The 22,151-nt window shown below is 40.3% G+C and carries 16 protein-coding genes; 12 read left to right on the forward strand and 4 right to left on the reverse strand.

Annotated features, from left to right (window positions below):
• Positions 1-54: 54 nt before the first annotated feature.
• Genes AB4140_RS06340 through AB4140_RS06355 form a run of 4 tightly spaced genes read right to left on the reverse strand, consistent with a single transcriptional unit; the run spans position 55 to position 2,765 of the window.
• Positions 55-381, reverse strand: a complete 327-nt coding sequence (locus AB4140_RS06340; RefSeq protein WP_372000204.1) for a hypothetical protein — start codon at positions 379-381, stop codon at positions 55-57.
• Positions 382-405: 24 nt separating this feature from the next.
• Positions 406-1,269, reverse strand: coding sequence for an HD domain-containing protein (locus AB4140_RS06345; protein ID WP_372000206.1), 864 nt, complete (start codon positions 1,267-1,269; stop codon positions 406-408).
• Complete coding sequence (locus AB4140_RS06350) at positions 1,262-2,485, reverse strand: Arm DNA-binding domain-containing protein (RefSeq protein ID WP_372000208.1); 1,224 nt, start codon at positions 2,483-2,485, stop codon at positions 1,262-1,264. The genes AB4140_RS06345 and AB4140_RS06350 overlap by 8 nt, the downstream gene beginning before the upstream one ends.
• Entirely contained in the window at positions 2,478-2,765 is a 288-nt protein-coding gene (locus tag AB4140_RS06355; protein ID WP_372000210.1) for a hypothetical protein, read from the reverse strand. Before AB4140_RS06355 ends, AB4140_RS06350 begins: the two co-directional genes overlap by 8 nt.
• Before the next feature lie 69 nt (positions 2,766-2,834).
• Here AB4140_RS06355 and AB4140_RS06360 point away from each other — a divergent pair, with 69 nt between their 5' ends.
• The 12 genes from AB4140_RS06360 (at position 2,835) to AB4140_RS06415 (ending at position 22,144) form a co-directional block, all read left to right on the forward strand.
• Positions 2,835-3,059, forward strand: coding sequence for a helix-turn-helix domain-containing protein (locus AB4140_RS06360; RefSeq protein WP_372000212.1), 225 nt, complete (start codon positions 2,835-2,837; stop codon positions 3,057-3,059).
• A gap of 201 nt (positions 3,060-3,260) precedes the next feature.
• Complete coding sequence (locus AB4140_RS06365) at positions 3,261-4,202, forward strand: hypothetical protein (RefSeq protein ID WP_372000214.1); 942 nt, start codon at positions 3,261-3,263, stop codon at positions 4,200-4,202.
• 56 nt (positions 4,203-4,258) lie between these two features.
• A complete protein-coding gene (locus tag AB4140_RS06370; RefSeq protein ID WP_372000216.1) occupies positions 4,259-5,401 on the forward strand; it encodes a PcfJ domain-containing protein in 1,143 nt (380 codons plus the stop codon).
• 527 nt (positions 5,402-5,928) lie between these two features.
• Complete coding sequence (locus AB4140_RS06375; protein ID WP_372000218.1) at positions 5,929-6,291, forward strand: CRISPR-associated ring nuclease; 363 nt, start codon at positions 5,929-5,931, stop codon at positions 6,289-6,291.
• A 452-nt stretch (positions 6,292-6,743) separates the two neighbouring features.
• Positions 6,744-7,445: a VWA domain-containing protein gene (locus tag AB4140_RS06380; protein ID WP_372000220.1), complete on the forward strand. Its 702-nt coding sequence runs from the start codon at positions 6,744-6,746 to the stop codon at positions 7,443-7,445.
• Positions 7,432-7,968: a hypothetical protein gene (locus AB4140_RS06385; protein ID WP_372000222.1), complete on the forward strand. Its 537-nt coding sequence runs from the start codon at positions 7,432-7,434 to the stop codon at positions 7,966-7,968. The genes AB4140_RS06380 and AB4140_RS06385 overlap by 14 nt, the downstream gene beginning before the upstream one ends.
• Positions 7,958-8,761 carry a PP2C family serine/threonine-protein phosphatase gene (locus AB4140_RS06390; protein WP_372000224.1) on the forward strand — a complete coding sequence of 268 codons (804 nt, stop codon included), beginning with the start codon at positions 7,958-7,960 and terminating at the stop codon, positions 8,759-8,761. The genes AB4140_RS06385 and AB4140_RS06390 overlap by 11 nt, the downstream gene beginning before the upstream one ends.
• A 26-nt stretch (positions 8,762-8,787) precedes the next feature.
• Positions 8,788-10,281, forward strand: a complete 1,494-nt coding sequence (locus AB4140_RS06395) for a protein kinase domain-containing protein (protein WP_372000226.1) — start codon at positions 8,788-8,790, stop codon at positions 10,279-10,281.
• Complete coding sequence (locus AB4140_RS06400; protein WP_372000228.1) at positions 10,271-13,813, forward strand: AAA domain-containing protein; 3,543 nt, start codon at positions 10,271-10,273, stop codon at positions 13,811-13,813. The genes AB4140_RS06395 and AB4140_RS06400 overlap by 11 nt, the downstream gene beginning before the upstream one ends.
• Complete coding sequence (locus tag AB4140_RS06405; protein WP_372000230.1) at positions 13,810-15,840, forward strand: hypothetical protein; 2,031 nt, start codon at positions 13,810-13,812, stop codon at positions 15,838-15,840. The genes AB4140_RS06400 and AB4140_RS06405 overlap by 4 nt, the downstream gene beginning before the upstream one ends.
• Entirely contained in the window at positions 15,833-18,406 is a 2,574-nt protein-coding gene (locus AB4140_RS06410; protein ID WP_372000233.1) for a hypothetical protein, read from the forward strand. The genes AB4140_RS06405 and AB4140_RS06410 overlap by 8 nt, the downstream gene beginning before the upstream one ends.
• Complete coding sequence (locus tag AB4140_RS06415; protein WP_372000236.1) at positions 18,407-22,144, forward strand: DUF2357 domain-containing protein; 3,738 nt, start codon at positions 18,407-18,409, stop codon at positions 22,142-22,144. It abuts the gene before it with no gap.
• The last annotated feature ends 7 nt before the right edge of the window (positions 22,145-22,151 follow it).

Consider the following 22,151-nt stretch of genomic DNA (forward strand, 5'->3'; position numbering starts at 1 on the left):
TTCACATTCTGATTGAACTTAAGATTACATAATGGCCTGATGTGATATAAAAATTTACGATAGATTGAAATGTAGTTTGTATTTGAAGGTGCAATATCCACCTTGCTTGATAATTTGAGCTACTGTAGGGGCGTGGTACTGAAGTTTATACGCTGTTCTTAAAGCATTATAGTCTTCTCTGTCATGCTCCTTTATACATTCAGCATCGTTTTCAATTTCTTGTAAATATTTCCTGATGTCATCGAAAGTGTAATATTCCAGGCTTCGTTCATAAAACGAGCCTGTAAAATCAATTATTTCAACTTTAGTACCTGATACAAAAATTTCAGTAACACCTTCACCTGTTGCAAAATACTCAGAATAACCAATATAGCGCAGCATTCGATTTTTTCCTTAAATGTTAGTTTATAGACTGTTGAGTCTATACATGACACTACCATTCACCTTGGTGAAATAATAATGTTCTGGCAGTTTCTCAAATTTACGTTTTACAAAGTTTGATTCAGCTGATGTACGGTCAGCTTGTTTAAGTACAAATTCAATCGCATAACGTGTTTTATGTCCATATGGCTTTGCTGATAGTAGATCACTCAACATCGAGAACACTTTACTATTAAGTGTACCCAATTCACCTAATGGATTAGCAAGTAAAGCAAAGTTGTAACTCTCATGCGGGCCACCGATATAGTCATCACTTTGATTTTGTAGTTGGGGGTATATTTTTCCAATATCATGGAACAAGCCAGCAATAAGCCCTGTTTGACATTCAATTTCTGGATGCTTTAAATGTCTGGCATTTTGGTAAGTCATTTCAGCAACTTCAATACTATGCTCAAACAGACCATTTTTATACGCATGATGATGCTGAAAACTAGCTTGTGATTGGATATACAGCTTAAGCACATCAGGTTTGCTGAGAATATAATTGGTAAAAGGCTTAAGCTCAGCAAAAGTCACTAGGCTTATGAGTTTAAAAAAACGACCCATAAGATTCTTATTAGGAAAATCAATCATATCAACTAATTGTAAATAGGTTTGCTCACTACATTGAGATTTTATAGGTCTAATTGCACATATAACGATATTACCATTGCTATCTTGTGAGGCATTTATTTGAGCTAGTCCATAAGATATTTGGCAATTCCTTGCTATTTCTGCAGACGTTATAGCTTGTATGGTTTCATGATCTGAAATAAATTCACAGTTGGCAGTTGGTAAATGGCCACTTAACTTAATGTCTTTAATCCATACAAAAGTAGAATTACTCATAAACGCTATCTCCTGTTTTATCCATTTGTGTTTGTTTGATTAAGAGATCAAATGCACTACCGTCTTGACGTGTATTGTTAGGTACGTAGCGGCTATAAACTTCAAACAGCATTTTGGTTGTGCTGTGACCCATTTGTTTAGCAATCCATTCAGGACTTTCACCCGCTGCTAACCAAAGCGTTGCGCATGTATGTCGAGTTTGATAAGGGCGACGAGGCTTCATATTCATCTCTATTAACATTGGATACCAGATCCGCTTTGTTATATTGCGGTGGTCTAGTGGATTCCCATTGTTATTACAGAACACGTACTCTTGCTGCCCCGTTAATTTAAACTGTCGTCTCAAAGCATCAGAAACAGGCTGAGATAATTGAATACTTCGGTAAGATGCAGACGTTTTTGGTGTTTCAACATAACCATCAACAATGGTCTCTTGTATTAAAATCTCAGAGCGATCAAAGTTGACGTATTTCCACTTTAGACCATCAATTTCAGCGGTACGCATCCCAGTAAAAAAACGGACTGTATAATAGTTCTTGTAATCTTTACGAACTTTAGACAATACCAATTGCACTTCAGCTAAAGAAAAAGGTTCGATTGGGGTCTTCTCAACTTTTAATGCTTTAATATTGACGAATGGAGTAGGGAAGTCATAACGAATAGCAGCTTCGTTTAAAATCCCACGCAATGGAGTCATTACATGATTTATCCAATCATTGCCAAGTTTTTTAACTCTCCCAAGACGTTTAGGCTCTGAAATACTCGCCCGATATTTAATTATTTGTGGGCGGGTTATCTCATCCAGAGCTTGGTTACCAAAATGTGGTATTAAATAGCGCTCGAAAATCATAGAAACATTTTTATAGTGACTGAGTTTCCATTGGATCTTATTTTCATCTAACCATTCAGAAGTAAATTCATAAAATGTTGGAATGTTAGTGACTAATTTTTGTTCTTCTGTGTTAACTGAGTTATTTTTTGCATCTTCAGTCTTTTCGTCGATCTCTGCAAAATAGCTGCACCGAGGACTAGATGGAAAGTGTTTTTTGAATACAAATCTACCCAATCGCATTTCGGCTTCAATGTTGTTTAAAATTACGTTTAGTCGAGAACGATTTAATTTGTTATCAACTAATATAGTTTGCTCTCTACATCTAATGCCTTTATAAGTAAAATCAAACAATAGTTTGTTGTTTCTGGATCGAATACTAGCCATGACATACACCTCCTTTTACCATTGGGATGACATGGTGATTTACGGCAGTTGACCGATACATCTCTTTTTCTACTTCCTCCCATATATACATAATTTTCCTTCCACCGAATGGCTTTATATAATGCGTTCCTTCGATAAAGACATTATCTTTTAAAGTTTGGTTGATATAAGGAGCACTAAACTTTATTCTTTGAGAAAGTTCTTTTGCATTAAGTAGTGTTTGTTGCATATAAACCTCTTTATGTTCTCTAGTTGCTATATTTGTTCTTGATAGGAACATTAAAGCACCTATTTTATGTTCTTACAAGGAACATTTGAGTGGTTTCATAATATTTAAAGGGGAATAGACGTGATTAGGTTTAAAATCAAAGAGTTGATAGCTGAAAAAGAATTCAAGGAACGTCGAAAGATTACTTTACAAGAAGTCGCTGATGCTGCGAGCGTGAACAGAACTGCTTTATCGAAGATGATGAATCCAAGTTATGAATACTCAACTACAACCAAAGCGATTGATTCTTTGTGCCAATATTTCGGATGTAAAGTTCAAGATGTCATCGAGTATGTGGAAGATTAATCGGGTGTTAACTTAGCTTATTATTTCAATCCTTTGGCTGTTATTAGCTTTATATGTAGCTTAGTCTCTAAACGTTAATAAGCATTTATTATATTTTTATTAAAAGTTTTATCGCTTTTTCTTTTTACAAGCTTACGATCCGCATCATTCCTTCAGTTTGAATACTATGGTATTTCAACAGACTAAGTGAAGGGTATTCATATGTGCAAGCAAGCGAGTTATAGTAAGTACCAGAAAAGTGTGATCAAGTTTTTGAATGATTTATTGGGTACCCGCATACCATTTACTTATGAAAGAACCCAGAATAATCACCTCAAAGTCCTAGTGGATGGAGTACCTAAGCCGCTGTACACCGGTTCAACACCTTCTGATATAAAATCAATCAATAACTTTATGAGTTATGTTAAAAAGGAATTGAGAGCTGTAGGTGCTGAGAGTGAACTCAACACAGCGGATCAAACTCCTTCAATTCAATCCGTATTCCAACCAAGTTTTGAAAAACTCATTCAAACTTGCATTAAGTCATTGAGAACACGAATATCATCGATATCTGAACAAGAAAAAATTAAAGTTTTGGAACTAAATGATATTGATTTTATTAAAAAAGATAGGGTCAAAATTGTAAAGCACACGATCTCTCATACTTTGCAGTCAAATAGGCAAAGGGGATATATAAAGCCAAAAGCGATGAAAGAGATAGAGGCGAGTATTATTAAGCATCTCAACTTTATGCTACCAAGCATGGCTTTTTATTCTGACCTTATAGTTAGCGCATATAGTGACGATAAAGTTAATGATGATCTTGTAATGGTGAACAGCCTTGATGAGACATTAGCAGCAGTACAACAAGCTCCCGAACCGACCTGTTCAGAAAGCACATTACCAAGCAAGCCTGGTATTACAACTAAACCTGAAATATCTGACAAACAGTTAAATGCACCAGCCAAAATCATGCAGCTCTCTACTAGTAAGCGTATCAATTCACTTCGCACGTTAACGAATGATAAAGCTCTAGAGCTAATAAAAGACATTCAACAAGCCATGTCTCTTAATCGTGAGCAAGATATTGAGGCTGTCGTCGCTATGATTCAAGAAAAATCGATTCCAATGGATGCCATTATTTCACGCTTAGAAGCAGCTTAATATTACTGATTTTGTATTTTATCGGTGGAGAACGCCCATCTGTTTTTGGAGATCATATGAGCCAGCATTTAATTATACCAACTAGAAGTCTTGGCTTTGGGTACGACCTGGAGTTACATGATTGGAATCAGAGACTTCAAGCTTATAGGATCTTTGAAGGCCAGCCTAAAGAACTTTTAGAAGGAGGGTTGGGATTAGGGTTGAATCTTATTCGCCAATTTACCTCAAATATTGAATGGTATAAAAGTATTCCTAAGGAATTTTTAGCCAAATCAGCCCCATTTCCAGAGCACCAGTATCAAATGTTATGGCTAGCGGCAAACGTAAAACCAGCCGCTCAAATTTTACTGACAAGACCCTTGTTACTGGTGCTTATTTGCGAACATTACTCGGTTGATAATGAGACGGCAAAAATAGTCGCTCAACTAGGTCAGCGTGATATTTTGAAACGATTAGGTTATCACGGCTCAAAAGGGGCATTAAAATTTATAGATAAACTGGTTCTTAAGTTTGATCGGGACATTGAGCTCCAACATGTTAAGAAGCAATTAGATAAACGCTTTTGTCGTTATCAAGTATTCAAGCATTATTCTATGGTTAATTTTAATGCCTTAAGCATAGATAATAGATATCCATTTTTAACGGGGACTCGGTTTGGTCAGGTAATCGCAAGTGACCAAAATATTAAGAGAGTGTCATTAGTCGCATACTTATTAGATGCACTCATGCTGGGAGTTCAATTAGGGATAAATGATCCAGTACAAAGAATTGGTATCTTGCAATCCATCGATGAATTAGAACAATTACATCAGCGATGGGTTGATCGACGTAATAACCTCAGAAGGCAGCAGTTAAGACCCAAGGATGCTGATAAACCTTACCCGATTATCATAGTTGGAAATGAACAGATAATAGCTATTAATAATTACGATGCGCTATTTGACGAAGGCGCAAAAATGAAGCATTGCATTGCTATTTATCATCAACAGATAGCATCAGGTGAGTACTGTGCATTTAGTATGCTTAAGCCTGAAAGGATGACTATAGGCGTTAAAATTATCAAGAAGGAAACCACATTAATACAACTAGATCAAATATCAGGTGTTTGCAATTCACTGCCTTCAAATGAAGCCAGAGAGCATGCATATAGGTGGCTTGAAATAACCAAAAAAAGTTTAATTGATATTGTTACAAATTGAAGCATTTAGATGATCGTTTTTGAAAGCAAGTTCTGGTATAAAAGAATACAAACTACTACTGTATATCAAGCACTTATGGAAAAGGAACTTCATTATGAATTGATTCTTGGTCACAATGAGAAATTTGGTCATTTAGCAGAAAGTATTTTGCATCTAGATCCTTGAAGCGTAACCACAAGGTTTCGCAGTAGAACTACTCAAAGATATTGATGAGATTGTTACTTAATCCTGAATTTCTCAGGCTAACATTAAAAATTTCAAATCTTGGGTATTTATACCATCAATACTTTTTCCAAAATTTAATTGTTATTGAATATCGACACCTATTTCATAAAATAAAAGTACTTATTTATTAAGTATAGATGTAAATGCAGAACGGAATCTGAACTTTATACTTCTCTTAATCTGCTTCTTTAAATATTCATACTGATATGGCCATAAAATATGCCTACGGTTAGCTCTTTGAGCGATATATTACTCAGACAAAGTGGTGTTATCGATGGATTGTAATAGACGAAAGATAATTAATGATAAATTTTTTAGTTAATGTAACTGGAGCTAGCCCTCAAGTTTTTACTGAAATTTTGTATGTGCTGTATAAAAGGCAAACAAACCCAAGCCCTGATGAAGTCTTTGTCATCACAACTAAAAACTCTAAACAAACAGTCATAGAAGGCCTATTTGAACGGGTCCATTGGCAGCAGCTGATACTAAATTATTCGCTGACTTGTAATAAGTTTGATAAAACCATTCTCTGGGTGATCACTGATGAGCAAGGGAGTGAGTTAGAAAATGCAAAAGGCGAGGATGATCAGAGTTGGTTGAGGCTTCATCAAAAATACAGATTTTACCATGCAGTTCTTGCAGACCTTTTTCGACATGAAAGGTGATGTGCGAGTTTATAAAGCATTCGGTCTAGAGGTAAAGGGGATTGGGTTAGAGAGCAGTTTGAAAGATTAGAACCTATATAACCGCCAAGTTTATTCAGGAAGAGCTAAGCCAGTTTCATAAAAAGCTAATGAATCACTTACCAAGTGATGTGCTAGGAAAAATTATAGTGCACTCAGATGGCGTAAAGGGCGGGGCAACATACTCTGTATCCAATGGGCTGATCGTCGATGTGAGTGACCTTTAAGATTGTAAGCTTACAATCATCGATAAATCATTGGTTTAGTTATGATGGTTTTATTAATAAATATGTCTCAATATCTAAGAATTAGCTAGCTCTTTTAGCTGCATAACATATTGAGAATTGAAACGTACTAGTTGATATGGAAAGGTTTGATTATGTCTGCTTCCTGTTCAATACATTTAAAATTGTGATAACTCAAAGGACGATATTATGACTGGATTTAACCCTTCAAATTTTACTGTAGCCAAGGCTAAGCCCCTTCCGGTGGTATTGCTGCTTGATGTGAGTACCAGTATGCAAGGTAATAGCATTAAGGAGCTAAATTCTGCAGTAAAAGAAATGGTAGAAGATTTCGCTAGTGCTGAAAAAAATGAGATTGAAATCCTTGTTTCAATTATCACCTTTGGTGCTGAAGTTCTACTTCATACTCCATACACTTCTGCTAAAGATATTGAATGGCAAGATTTGGACGTAAGTGGTGCAACGCCAATGGGTACGGCTTTTTCGATGGCAAAAGCGATGATTGAAGATAAAGAAACAACACCGTCGCGCGCTTATCGCCCAACAATTGTATTGGTGTCAGACGGAGCACCAAATGATGTTTGGCAGCAGCCTTTACGAGAGTTAGTGAATGAAGGTCGTTCACAAAAGTGTGATCGCATGGCAATGGCAATTGGCAGTGATGCTTCTAATAACGTACTAAATGAGTTTGTATCTGGTACTGAAAATAAGGTATTTACGGCACAAGATTCTTCGCAAATACAAGAGTTCTTTAAGTTTGTCACTATGTCGGTAACTACCCGTACTCAGAGTCAAAATGCGAATGTTGTTCCAAAGGAAGAAGAGGTTCAGCGTTTAGTCAAACAGGAAGATAATCAGCAGTCAGAAGAGCTTGAAGATGAGTTCATCTGAGTTGCATTGCATCATAGATTGCTCTGGTAGTATGGCTGAGTATGGTAAGCCTATGCTGTTGGTTAACCTGCTGCGCTATATCCGTCAATTTACTGCACAACACAGTAAAAGCACGCGATACCTCAGTTGGCGAGAAGATATTGCAGAAATATTTTGGTTAGCTGAAGTAGATGTTGAGCTACCAGCCGCTGAAGGTAGTAGTGATATTGCCGCCCTTTGTAGTTGGGCTGAAGCGAATCCTCAAACACTGATTATGGTGCTGACAGATGGTTATTTTGAGCTAAATACAGAACAGCGGCAGCTAGTTTCCCTGGTCGATAATTTGTACTTTATTGGCGTGGGTGGTGATGCTGATTTAGCACAGTTAAATACGCTATCGAATCATAGCTATGGTGCAGAACAGCTGGATCATGTTTTGCACACGATCTGGCGACCAGAAATCGTTGCAGGCGGGCCATTGAACCGAGTTGATTTAGCCGGTGTTATTGTTGAAAACGAATCAAAGGATGATGATGAGTGGTAACACATCTGTATGGCGTGGCTTCGGTGACAGTGAAATCGGCCCTCTTCATCAGCGCCTTGGCGTACTTAATCAGGATGCTTACCATCTCGAGCTTAAAAATGAGCCAATCCTGATTGCTTTGTCTGATGGTTTAGGAAGCAAGCCGCTGTCTCACTTAGGTGCTCAAGCTGTAAGTCGGGCAGTGGTAAGGTTGGCTCAGTACCGCGCGGATGAAGTGATAGTTGAACGAATAGTTAAGCAAGAAATTGAGCATGAAGTTGAGCCAGCGTCGTTGATTGAATTATTTCATGATTACTGGTTAGAAGAGCTTCAGGGTATAGATATTGAGCAATGTAGTTGCACAGCACTGTTCGCCATTGTATTGGGAGAACAGACTTTTATCGCTCAGCTTGGAGATGGGGATTGTTGCATTATTACTTCAAAGGAAGGTGAGTGTGAACAACAGGTTCGTTTTTTATCTGATAAAGACGAAGACCTATTTGCTAACCAGACGCACTCCTTAGGTAAAAAAATTCAAGCCAGTGCGTGGAAGTTTTACCTCCAAGCGACGGCTGAGTTGGACGCTTGTTTCTTAGTAACAGACGGTATTTCTGATGACCTCGCTTTAGAATATCGAGCTAACTTTTACTTAGAGTTATTGAATCAATATTGGCAGTTAACAGATGACCAAGTTAAGGCTGATGTACGGCGCTGGATTAGTCAGTGGCCGGTTGTTGGTCATAGTGATGATAAAACAATTGTTGCATTGTTTCGTCAATCCTCTTTGCACAAAACATATTCTGCTTCGCCCTAACTCAGGGTTAGCATAGGACGCTTCAAATGAAACAGCAAAAAACACCTGAACCTAGGTGGGTGAAAGATCAATTATCCCAGCGGCATAAGCTAACTAAAAAGCTGGGGCAAGGTGGGCAAGGGATTGTATATCGAACTTCAGATCCTGAACTACTGGTTAAAATGCCATTAAAAGATAATAAGGAAATAACCGATAAAGCTGAAGTGAAAAACTTCCAAGAACAGCTTGAACGGTTGTACTTATTACCATTAACCGAGGCAATGCACATTACTAAACCACTTTATCTACTTGAAGAGCAAGCAGGTTATGTGATGCAAATGATGCAGGATATGCAGCCGATAGGTGATTGGTTGCCAAAGATTTTAAATAAACAGGTTGCTAAGGACTTTACACGTCCAGCTTGGCTTAGCGAAGATGTCCCTTTGGAGGCTGCGTACTCGCTAACTATGTATGCTAAATCTGGTGGCGCCAAGAGAAGGCTGGAGTTGCTGGCTCAGGCAACTATAGAACTGCTTAAGCTGCACAGTGTTGGGCTGGTATTTATGGATGTCTCTCCAGAAAATATCTTTTGTTCGGCTATTCCAGGGAATAACGAATCCTGGATGATTGATGCCGATAACCTTCGCTTTGAGGCGGTAAGTGCCGGAGCTGGTGTTTTAACACCGCAGTATGGTGCCCCTGAAGTGATTAAGGGAGAAAGTGGTGCGCGAGTAACAAGTGATGCGTATTCGTTAGCACTCTTGGCATTCAAGGTGCTGACTATGTCTGGAGCTTTTGATGGGCAACTTTTTCGTGATGCTCAAAGTGATGACGAAGATTGGGCTACAGATGATTCAGAAGAAGGTGGACTAAGTCTAGAGTTACAGGCCGAGCATGGTTTATTACCGTTTATTTTTGATACAGAGGATAACAGTAATAGTCGAACTAACGGGCTGCCCCATGAATTAGTTCTGACACCGGAATTACTTACCTTTTTTCAACAAATGTTTGGTCTAGGTCGAACCGCACCTTGGCAACGCCCAAGTCTTCATTCACTACCACGAACTTTAGCCAGTGCCGCCGATAGCTCAATTCAATGTGGCTGCGGCATGAGTTTTTATTACCAACTTTCGGTTTCTGAGCAGTCCTGCCCATATTGCAAGCAACAGCCAGAGCAGCTTTTGGTAGTCACCAGCTATTTTCATACATCAGATGGTTCAAATAAGCCAGCTTGGACTTGGGTTGCCCCTTTGGTTGACGGTAAAGATCTTAGACTGCCAAGGCGATTGTCAGGTTTTTTTGATATTGATCAGCATAACGCTCCAATGATTGAAATTAATCAGGTTGAGCAAGACTGGTTTATCTATGTTTCAGCAGAAGATTTACGCCTAGATGTAGCTGATAACAGTGGGCGTTTTCGTCAATTAACAAGCCAGTGGTTGTTAGAAAGACAAGAGCTTGAGGCTGGAGTGCAGTTATATCTGCATGCTCCTTGTTCTGTGATTATCGAAATTAGGATTCAGAAAAATAATGCGATTTAAACAACTCAATATTGAAATAAGTCATACCTTCTGGATAGAGCCCTTCGATGGTAAAGGACTGACGTTTACGCAGGGAGATTTGGGTCAACTACGTTTGAATTCACGTACGGGTAATTTACAGCTAATTATTAAGGGCAAGTTATTTACTATTTCCTTGCGTGAGCCTGCACTACTTAATGACATCGGGCTTGGATTCGCTCGTGCCAATGCAAACCTTATTGAAGTAAGTCGTGTGCATAAGCAAAAGGATTGGCCACAAGAGCGTATTCAGTTTGAGTTGGCACTCGCATCGTTCAATGGCCCTGAAATTGAGCTAGGGGTAATTGATATTGCGCTTGATCCGAGAACATTGGAGCAGGCGAAAGCTGCTGAACTTGGTGAGACTTTCGTTGATATTAAAGAAACTCTTGAGCAGCGCTGTAGATTAAGCCTTACTGACGAACCTGAGCAGCAGTTCGCAATTGCAGTGTTAGGAGAAAGCGCTCTCGATCAGCTTAAGCACCTTGAGCAATTTGAAGGCGATATCGATAAAGCAGATAAAACTACCCTGCAACAAATAAAAAACGGCTTAGTTTTGCTAGGCGATAACTTGCAATTAGCCGTGCAACAATATTCAGCGGTGGAATTTGATTATTTGGGGGTGCGCAAATTAGTTACGCGTTCGCACAGAGCGCCTACTAGATCCCTCAGGCTTATCAAATTACAGTTGAACTTTAGTGAACAACGTCAACAGATGGCCATACTGGCTACCCAACAACTAAACGAGATTATCTCGGACCAAAGAGGGTATTTGTCTACCTGGGATAAATATGGAAGTTCGGAAGGTGAGCAGTTACTTAAACGAGCCAGAGCGGTCGGACACATCAAAATTGCCCCTGAAAATTGTCAGATTGATGATGATTCTGCTGAACTGATGTCTATCTATGTTGAAACTGATTTACGCAAGTTATTAACGTCACAAGATTCATTGTTGATGGTTAGTCCTGAAACGCCTATTGCTCATCTCGTAGATCCTGATATGGATTGGAAAGCGTTTAGTACGCAGATGTTGGAGAGCTATAAGGAACGAAAGGGTTTTGATAGCGGCCTTTCTGATTGGCAGCAGCAGACAAACTCAGAAGATAAAACGGGTAGTGTTAAGGAAGAGGGTGTACCGGAATCGAATGAAAGTACCGAACCGTTTAATATAGTAAAGGTTGAGCAGCATCGAATAGTCGTTAAAGATGGTATTGTGCCTTCGCATAATATGGTGCTTGCACTGTCTATCTTGGGTGATCAGGTTCAAATTGAGCGACGAATGATGGCTCGAAGTGCAATTATTGAAGGTAAAAGTGCAATGCCTCATTTGGGATTGCTGATAGAGGAAGGCGCTACCTTACCTCCTGGGCGTGACCAACGTCCGTTTACAAAACCGCTTTCTTCTTTTGTTGAAAGCAAGGTATTCCCTAAAAATGAACCGACTAAAACCCAGAGACGCGCGATTAAGCTTGCTTTGGAAACACCAGATATTATGGTTATTCAAGGCCCGCCAGGAACCGGTAAAACGACTGTGATCACGGCCATTATTGAAAGTCTTAATCAGGAAATTGATAAAAGTAAGTCGGTTCAAGGAGATATCTTAGTTACGGGTTATCAACATGATGCAGTAGAAAATCTATTAAATCGTTTGTCCGTTAACGATTTACCCGCTATTAAGTTTGGACAACGTTCTGGAGAGACTGCGCAGAGTAACTCAACAGATGTCAAACTGGATGAATGGCGTCAAGAGACGGTGAGTCGGATTTATCAGAATACACCAGAGATAAAGGAAAGTATTGCTTACTTACAGCTTGAACGTGATGTTAAAGCATATTCGACAAGTCCAAGTGATAGCGCTGCTTTGCGTCTTGTAAACAAGGCAAAAGCATTGCTAGTAGGAGTACCAGGTAGTGATGAATTAATACGTTTGCTAAAAGATTTTAGTGGTGAACTTACTAATCAGCAGTCGGTTGAGAGTGACAGTGTGTTAATTTTACGTTCATTACGCCTATCAAAAGCTGCATTTATGGATGATGGCGCCAATAGAGCCGCTGCTTTGTTAGCTTGGCTTAGTGATAAGGCTATAGCTATTGAAGAGGGGGATTTAAAGACATTACGACAAGCTGTGTCATGGCAAGCAGAAAGTGAACTGAGTTTTTTACCGCAGTTAAAAAAAATCAAGCTTCAGTTGTTAAAGCGGTTTACACCTAAGCCTCATCTTAAGCGGGTTTTAGCAAGAGAGGATGTTAAGTCTGCAATACAGCGAACGCTCGATTTATTGCAGGACAGTAGTCGAAATACCTCCAAAAGCAGAGCTCTGCTTGAATATCTAAGTGATCTTGAAGGCAATCCCTCTTCAGTACAAACGGCTTTAGCTGAATACAATCTAGTGTATGGCGCTACGACGGGGCAGTCTGAAGGTAAGGATATTCGTCGCTTCAAATCAAAAAACGGTGACGGTAAAGGCTACTTGCAGTATGGCACAGTGATCGTTGACGAAGCTGCCCGAGCTAGCCCTCGAGACTTGATGATCCCAATGGTTCAAGCAAAAGATTGTATTATTTTGGTTGGTGATCATCGCCAACTTTCCCATATGGTCGATGACTCTTTGCTAGAGCAAATGGAAAAAGAGTTAGACGATACGGATGATTGGCAAGGTGGAAGAGAGCAGTTTAATCAGCATATCAAAGAAAGTATGTTCGAATATTTATTCAATCGTGCAAAAAAGTTGGAACAGCAAGATGGTAAGTCCAGAACTATTACGCTAGATGCGCAGTATCGTAGCCATCCTCTATTAGGGAAGTTCGCCAGTGACCAATTCTACAAGCCTTATGGAGAAGGGTATGAATCCCCTTCTCCAGCCAGCAAGTTCTCACAAGAGCTTGACGGAATTAAGAATAAGGCAGCTGTATGGCTAGACGCTCCAGCACAACTTGGAAAGGAAGAGCGTAATGCTAGCAAAAGTCGATTTAGAAAGGCTGAAGCCGAGTTGATTGCAGAACAGTTGAAGCAGTGGATAGATAGCAAACAAGGGAAAGGTCTCAGTTTTGGTGTGATTTCTTTTTATAAAGCACAGGTCAATGAGGTAATGAAAGCGCTTGCTAAAGACAAAATCACCGTACAAAACGAGCAAGGGGATTATGTTATTGCACAGAAGTATCAGATGTTGTTTGACAGCAAAGGCAAGCCATTAGAGGAACGATTACGTATTGGTACTGTTGATTCGTTTCAAGGAATGGAGTTCGATGTGGTGTTCTTATCGATGGTACGTTGTCAGTCAGAAAGTTCAAAGTTTTTTCAACAGCGTCAATTTTCGGCAAAGGAACAGCAGCGAGTATTTGGTCACCTGATGTCAAAGAGTCGTTTATGTGTATCTGTGACGCGCCAGAAAAAAGCATTGGTCGTAGTAGGTGATAGTCAGTTGATTAAAGCTACAATTGCAAAGCAAGCAGTACCTGAGTTACAGGCATTTTATGAACTGTGTAAGAACAATTCGCATGGGGTGGTAAAATGAGCCTACAGCACCCTAAAGTATTTAAAGTACTACATCAACCGCATTCTATTGCCCAGCATCACCCGAAAGCAACGCAAGATATTCTATGGCCCTGCTTACGTTTTGCTATCTCGTTACAGGCTAAAGCAGACCAAGATTTGAATCTGTTTGAGAGTACTTTATTACGCTTGCTAAGCGAAGGGGGAGGTGATCTTAAAGAGTTAAGTCAGCAGATGGGACTTACAAATAAAGAGGGAACGCGCTCCAGTCTAGCAGAGTTCTTGTGTCTTAAATTACAGCAATTAAATTTGATTACTGACAGGCTGAATTTAACGCATGAAGGTGAGCAAGTGCTTGAAAAAATCAATAGTACCCAAACGCGGGTGATTGGTGCCACGGTGTACTTTGATTTGATCAATCACTGCTGGTTACCTGTAATTAGCCGTGGCGAATTACAGCCTATTCATGCAGAACAATCATCCGTGGGATTGGTCGAGTTTTCTCAAGGCAGTGTAGGAAATGCGAAACAGATAAAAGCACTGCCATTATTGAGTGAAACGGTTTCTAAAAAGGCTCCAAGCGAACGCGACGTAATCGATATTATTAAGCGTTCTCGTCAGCATAATAAAAAGCTTAAAATCTATTCAGCCAGTACTAGTGGCGATGGTTTTGTAACAAATAGCGGGACTATTTCAGTCAACCCAAACGGTGAATTGGTTTACCTCCATTGCTATGCGTTTATGGTTGCTGGCGGTAAATCTTTTTATATAAGTGATGGTTTCCGCTCAACCACTCAGGAGCGATTTACCCGAGGGTTTAAGCGTGAGGATAACGCATCAATAAAAACTGCTCGTGATAAGTTGTGGAAGAAGAGCTTTAGAGACCATCAGCGTCAAGCTATGAGCGAGTCCAGTACATTACGTAAGACTTATCAATTATTGGTATCAAGCAAGGTGAGTAATGCCACCGAGAATTCGGAGTTTAAATATAACCTTAAAAAATTCGTTAGCCAGAGTTATGCCGAACTTGAGCAAATGCTATCCGAGTGCTATTCCTTTTCGAAACTTAAAAACTGTATTTCAGAGTTAAGCACAGACCCGAAAAGTAATGCTGAATTAGCGCTAGAGGCGGCTAACCATTTAGGGTTTCAAACAGAGGGTAGCAAGCTTGTTAATAAACTACTTAAGACGAACAAGGGTAGTGTTATCCACCTCAAGGCTGATAAACCAATAATGTCACCGCTGCTTTTGTGTCACTTATTAGCTGCACGGGGGGACGTGAGGCAACCTATGGCTAAATTAGCTCAGGAATACCCTCTGCTGTTGAAAGATATTGCAAGGTTACGACATTGGAGAAATCCAATTGATCATGGTGACTCTGCTGATGTATTGAGTGTAATCGGCTCTGAAGAAATTAATTTTATTCATCAGTTGGTCGATCAGGTACGCCAGCTATTGTCAGAATGGATAAAAGACATGGGCGATCAAATACCAGAGCAGACTATACCCGACTGGCACAAAGAGGATATACGCAGTAAAGCTAGCTATAGGTTGGAGCAATATTTTGGCTTGATGCTCAGCCGAATAAGCGGACCTATTTATCAGGGACTGTTTGATGCTTTAGTTCATTCGAGTTCGGAAGATGGACGAGACAAAACCAATGCGCTTGCGGGAGCATTGCAACATGCGCTTTATCAGGCCAGCCAAGCACTTGATGCGAGTGAGGCAAAAGATATTGAGTTTGTAAAACGAGAGTTGGCTAAATTGGGTGCAGAACAAATTACGAAGAGTAACCCACACAAGGTGCAACTGGCACTAAATGGCGGTAATGCGACCCTAGGAGCTAATTTTATAGCTTTTTGGGCACAAATTACTGTCCAGCAACAAATAGAGCTACAGTCAGCTGAGGGCTTTGTTAACGCAGTTGATAGATTGGATAAAATAAGAGGTCATTCTGGGCCGGTAATAGGCCAGCATGACAGTTTGAATGAGATTGAAAAGACAGTGTTTAAATTAATTAAGCGTTTAATGGAGCAGTATTGTGGGTAACAAGCAACAAAATCCAAGCAAGGATAAAGCCGAAAATACACAGATTCAATATCAGCAGCAGAGTCTTCAAAAGCAAGCTGATGCGTTGGATAAAAAAGAGTTAGCGTTAAAAGAAAAACAACTGAAAATAGCTAATCAAGAGCAGCTTTTAGAGCAACGTGAAGAGGCTCTTGTTAAAGGTAAAACCTCACTTAATGCTCGAGGTTTAGAACTTGAAAAGCGCCATCAACAGCAAGAGAGTAAGCATCTAGAAATTGAGCAAGGCTTACCCGCTTTGCGAGATGAAATTTTTGCTGAGCGCGAAAAGCTGCTTGCAGAACAGCAACAGCTGCTTAAACAGCAGTTACGCGATGTTGCAGCTAAAGAGCAGCAGCTGCAAGCTGAGCGTGAACAACTTGAGCGAGTGCAGGAAACAGTTGATGGTGATTTTGCTGAGCAGCGAGCTGACTTGCAGCGAGAGCTGCAACAGATACGTTCTGAAGCCATCACAAAATTACACAATGAAGTTCAGCAGCAGCGGGAAAAAGATTTTAAAGAGCTTGAAGCAGAAGTGCAGCAGCGCCGAGATGATCTTGAAAATCGTGAACAGCAGTTAGATCAGGATAAGGCCGTATTAACAAGTGATCAGAATAACGTTAGGTTTCAGCAAAGTGAAAACAAACAACTGAAGGCTTCACTAGAGCAGATAATAGCTGAACGCACTAAAACAAGAGAAGAGGAATTCAAACAAGATCAGAAACAGTTTGAACAGGAAAAGCAGCGGCTTTTAAGCCGTATTGAACGTCAGGATACACTGAGCAGCAAGTATGATGAACTTGAAAAATTGCTTGGTGATCGTTCAGCAGATGAGGTGCTACTCGAGCTTACTGCAAAGAACGAAGAGCTGGTAGTATTGCGTGAAGAGCTTAAGCGCCCGAGTCGAGAGTTAGAAGAATACTATGATGGCCACAGAGCTGAAGTAACAAGGCTGGAAGAAGATAAACAGAAATTACAAAAAGAAACACGTGAGCTTCAGCACGATCTGGATACCCAAGAGCAGCTGGAGTTTGACCAAGAGCGGCTACAAACTAAGTTTAATAGCCTTGATGTTAATTATAAGGCGATTTTAGCAGATAATAACAAATTGCAAGAAACCCTAGATCGATTAAATCCAGCTTATAACGAGCCACAAAATCGGGAAGAACGGATTAGGGATATTAAACGCCCTTATGTCGAAAGTTTTGTGCCTCGCCGTCAAGAAAAAAGTATCAATGAGCTCAAATGGCTCGAAGCGATTTCTACAGGCATTGATAAACACGGCTTGCATTTCTCTCCCCGTATTCTATGCGCTTTCCATACGGCTTTAAAAATTGCTGAATGGTCACCGTTAACGGTACTCGCAGGTGTTAGTGGGACAGGTAAGTCGGAGCTACCAAAATTATACAGTCGCTTTGGCGGTATTAACTTTATCAATGTGCCTGTACAGCCAAACTGGGACTCACAGGAAGCAATGTTGGGCTACTTTAACTCAATCAGTAACAGCTACCAAACAAAGCCGATGCTCAACTTTTTGGTTCAAAGTCGGGAGAAGCTGATAACGGGAAGTGATAATTTAGAGGCTAACTATAACGGTCTTGATGATACTGTAAGTTTAGTATTACTAGATGAGATGAACTTGGCTCATGTAGAGCTTTATTTTGCTGATTTCTTAAGTAAGTTGGAGCAGCGCCGTGCGACCAAAAATGACGAGTTGCCATTTATCGATATTGACTTAGGGGCAAAGCTAGATCCTTATAAGCTTTCTCTAGGGCGCAACCTATTGTTTGCCGGCACAATGAACCAAGATGAAACGACCAAATCGTTATCGGATAAAGTGATCGACCGTGGTACATCCATCTTTTTCCCGCGCCCAGAATCTTTGCATCGTCGAAAAGAACTTACCCCATTACCTGAACAAGCGCCGTTATTACCAATGAAAATTTGGTGGGGTTGGATTAATAAAAAGAGCGATCTAAGTGAGGTGACTGTAACTCACTACAAGCAATTGATTGAAGGTATTAATAAGTATTTGGGAACAGACGGCAGAGCCCTTGGTCACCGTGTATGGCAATCGATCGAGTACTATATAGTGAACCACCCTCTGGTCATTGGCTTGGATGCTGAGCAATATCCCGACGAGCACAAAGACGCACTCAAGTTTGCCTTTGAAGATCAGTTGGTTCAGAAGGTAATGCCTAAGCTACGAGGTATTGAAACCCGTGGTTATGCTAAAGAGCATTGTCTGAATCCTATTCGTGATCTCCTGGCTGATAATAAACTGGATATTCTGGATGACTTCGATAAAGCGATGCGAATTGGCCATGGTCAATTTAGTTGGGCTAGTGCTGACTATCTCAATAATGAACAAAGTAATGAGCGTTATCAGGAATTGTTTAAGCTTGCTTTAGAACCATCATCTTATCAAAAAAAGATAATTATGTCAGAGCCTAAGCTAGCTGATAAAGAGGAACCAACTGTTCTGCATTCGCGATCAAAAAAATATAAAATGCCTGAGTTTTTCAAAACGAAGACAAAGGAAAATGTTTAGATGAATTCCGCTATTACAGAGACACTGAGCGATTTTGGACAACTCTATCATCGCTATCAGAATCAGGAGCCAATAGCAAAACAGTTATTACAGGGGCAGCACCGTTACCTGAGTTATCTCACTTTTGATCCTCTCAATGGCCAGGCAATGCCACAGCGAATGAGCAACTGGCTGAGCCAGAATATCCTAGGGCCGGAACAAAACCTGTGTGATCGTTTTACGCATATTATTGATCATTGCATCGATGCTATCGGCCATATTTTATTATCGCCTCGGCAAACCGTAGTGCGTGTTCATGAAATGACACCTGTTTATTTAGCCCAGCGCCTAGATAGTCGATCAGTGCAGTGGTTGAGTCGCAAGCCTGGCAACAATATGCGTGAGAAGTTGGCTGCAAATCCGCACATATTGGCTGCCACGCGTAAAATGAGCTTTGACACCCTTGAGAATCGCCTATTAAAGGCTTTATTAATCCGTGTCCAAGGGCTGCTTTTATATCGCCAAGAAGCGGGTTTACAGTTAGCTGAGGAGCAGGAAGCTCTTCTTGTTTCTATACAGAAAACGTTACGGTTTGAAGGTTTTTTAGCAATCAAATCGTGGCAGAATATGCCACCTAATAATGTGTTATTGCAAGATAAACAATACCGTAAAGTGTGGCGATCGTGGCAGTTATTACAGCGCTTGGAGGATGACTGTCAGTTCCAACAGGAGAACTTTTTTGCTTCTGGGTTTGGTGTTTTTAGTGAGTTACTAAAGCAATTAGCCGGTACAACACGTTGTGTATTATTGGATCAGGCTTGGCAATTTAAGCTTGATTACCTTTCGGTGGGCTCCGCAATTGAATCAACAGAAAAACTAGCCCCGGTCGAAGTGATGGCTATTGATCTTGGAGATGATGAAGCCAAGGGCGGAGCAAAGATAATACCGCAAGCTGACTTGGTATTTTCGCTATCTGCCGAAGGTCATATTCGAATTAAGCGGCGAGTAAGTTCCGAGTCGTCACAATGCTGGGATGTTGAATTTCAGAAAAAAGATGGTTTGATCGGTGTAAAAGTAATTTCACACCCTGAAAAACGTACCCAAAATGAAACCTTGGCGGTAGCAATGCCAGCAGACTTCCCCTGCCTAGTCAAACTGCTTATTGGCGAAATTCTTCCAGGAGAAAGCAAACCTCGGAAGGTTGTAAGGCCATTGATAAAGGCATCTGGCGATTTTGTCACGCTGTTGTTCGAAGGGGCCAGCTATAAATTGCAACTAGGAAGTGAATCGGCAACGCGTTCGATAGGCCCACAGTTGTTGGATGTAGCAGGATTAGATTGCAGCCAAAGCCAAGCTTTGCCAGCTGATACAGAAGTGTTTAGTGCTCGAGAGCTATCCCAGATAGATGGTGATACTAAGTCCCGCCAGTTAGGAGGTTTTTCAGACCTGCTAGCGAGTCAATTTCATGCGCACAAAGCAATGCATTATCTGGTAAGTGACCACCATAGTGAGTTTGAGACTAGTGATCTGCGCCGTGAAATTAATCGCAATTTTAATAATGCAACTCCATTACCGAAAAGTATCGCAGCAGTTTATGCCACACTGGAAAAAAAGCATTTTAAGCCTAATGATTTGATTATGGTTCTCAGCTCAGATAATGATGGCATTTATGCGACACCGATATTTTACTGCGGTGGAAAAAAATCGAGGGAGGATTATTTTGAAAGACACCCGTCGATTAGGATTTCCCAGCAAGGAGAGCGACAGCTACTACGCAATGCTTTAGTTAACTCAGGGTTGGCAGAGAGTATAGCTGAGCGCTTTATCGAACTGTACAGCTATCGAGAGATTGTAACAAATAAAGGGCAGCTGATACTGCAAGATATTGAAAAGTGGTATCGTATTCCTACTGGCCTCAAAGTGGCAAGTGTTGATGTCAGTGATGTGCTTTTCAAAGAAGCACGAGCATTGCAGAAAATGGTAGAAAAAACCTTCTTCATTTCTGTATCTGCGGCAATCAAAACACAAAAGGGTATTAAGCCTTCACAGTGGCTTGCTGGAAACGCTCTTTTAGGATCACAGCAGCTACTACAAAAACAGTATGAACAACCTCATAAAATTTTTTGGAAGGATCATCTGCCGCAGTTGATGACTCGATTGCCAGTAAATGGTATCGAGCAGAATTTCTATTTTGTTGATAGGGGCACCTCCGTTAAACCGGAGCGTGGTGTTCCAGTTGATATTCTAATCGACACTCCATTCACTCTACCTGGTGGAAAAGAAGAGTTGCGCTTTACTGTCTACCAGGGCAAAGAAAGCGATCGACAGGTGTTTTCATTATTGTTATCGCTTCGAAAGCCACTTAAAACAGACTGTATATGTATGCTAAAGCTGAGCTATACCTACGGTGAAGAACAGCCTTATAAGTTGCGTTTCATTCCTGCTACTGATGACAATAAACCGTTTAACTATGTCGATGCTCTATGGGGTAAAAAGCGGGACTATATCGACAGTCGTGATATTGCTATTCCGACTTTTCCTGAACGTAAAGCGTTCGAGGATTTACGAGCATTTCAGGGCAGTGATGGGACAAAGGATATTGTTGATTGGTTAGAACGTAACCTAGAGCAGATGGATGATATTTATCACTTTATGTTGTTCGACAAGAGTGAGAAACGATTTAACTTCTCTTATCAAGATATTGATTGGATTACTAATAAAGATTTTGGCTTTTATAAGTCACACCCCGATTACGACAGTATCTTTGTGCATAAAAGTAAATTTGAGGGTCTTGATATTGTAAACAAACGCTATTTTTCTGGTGGTGTATTTACTAAATCAGACAATAAGTTTTCTTTGGTGGATATTGGTGCTCAGGGTGAATTAATAGAAAGAGAACTCAAAAGTTTACCAGGTAGGTGGCGCTTTCCAATGCTTATTTTTAGCGACCAGGCTCGTAGTTTTATTGATAGTGATATGTCAGATAGGTTTACTCAATTAGGGGAGAAAGCTATCGAACAAGCGGAAGAATTGTTAGTCCTTGAAGGGATAGATAAGGCTCTTGAGATAGAGTTAAAGCAATTCTTAAGCTACTGCCACACATTGATGCCGCAATCGGAGGTGAATGATTTACTGCAAGCGGCAACTGACCCTAAACTGCTTCGTCGTGAGCACCTGAGATTCAAGTATGCATTAGGTAATGTTAGTCAGGCATGGCAGCAACAATTACTCGAGAAGATGTTGGAACCTGTTGATGATAGTGGTGATACACGCTCCGCGACTCTCGAGATTTTGTCGGTGGCTATGTGGCGCGATAAAACAGTGATTCATAAATTAACGGCAGAACAGGTTAAGACCCTTGCTGAAAGGCTCAACGAATCTCTGACTAAAGATATTACTTTGTTAACGACAAAGGATAAACATTACAAATGGAATCCTTTTATTCTGCGTTTAGAGCTAATACTTGCTTTATTGCGTACTAGGGAAAGCTCAGTACCAGCAATTAGCACACTGTTTTCCTATGGAAGTAGTTTAAGTAACAAGCTACTAAATACGGTAGAACAAGCTACTAGTAACCAAGCTGAGGCATTGGCTCATCAGCTTCAGCAACCAAAGGTCGTTGCTCGGGTTAAATTAACAGTAAATAAACCGGATAGTTATCACCGTACTCCAGATTTACTCTACGCACTGAAGCTATACCTTTCTGGAGAGGATGGGGCTGATCTAATTACGATAACGGAATTGGTCAATAGTGCCTAATGCGTAT

This window comes from Shewanella sp. 10N.286.51.B2, from assembly GCF_041469265.1.
In the GTDB taxonomy this organism is placed as follows: Bacteria; Pseudomonadota; Gammaproteobacteria; order Enterobacterales; family Shewanellaceae; genus Shewanella.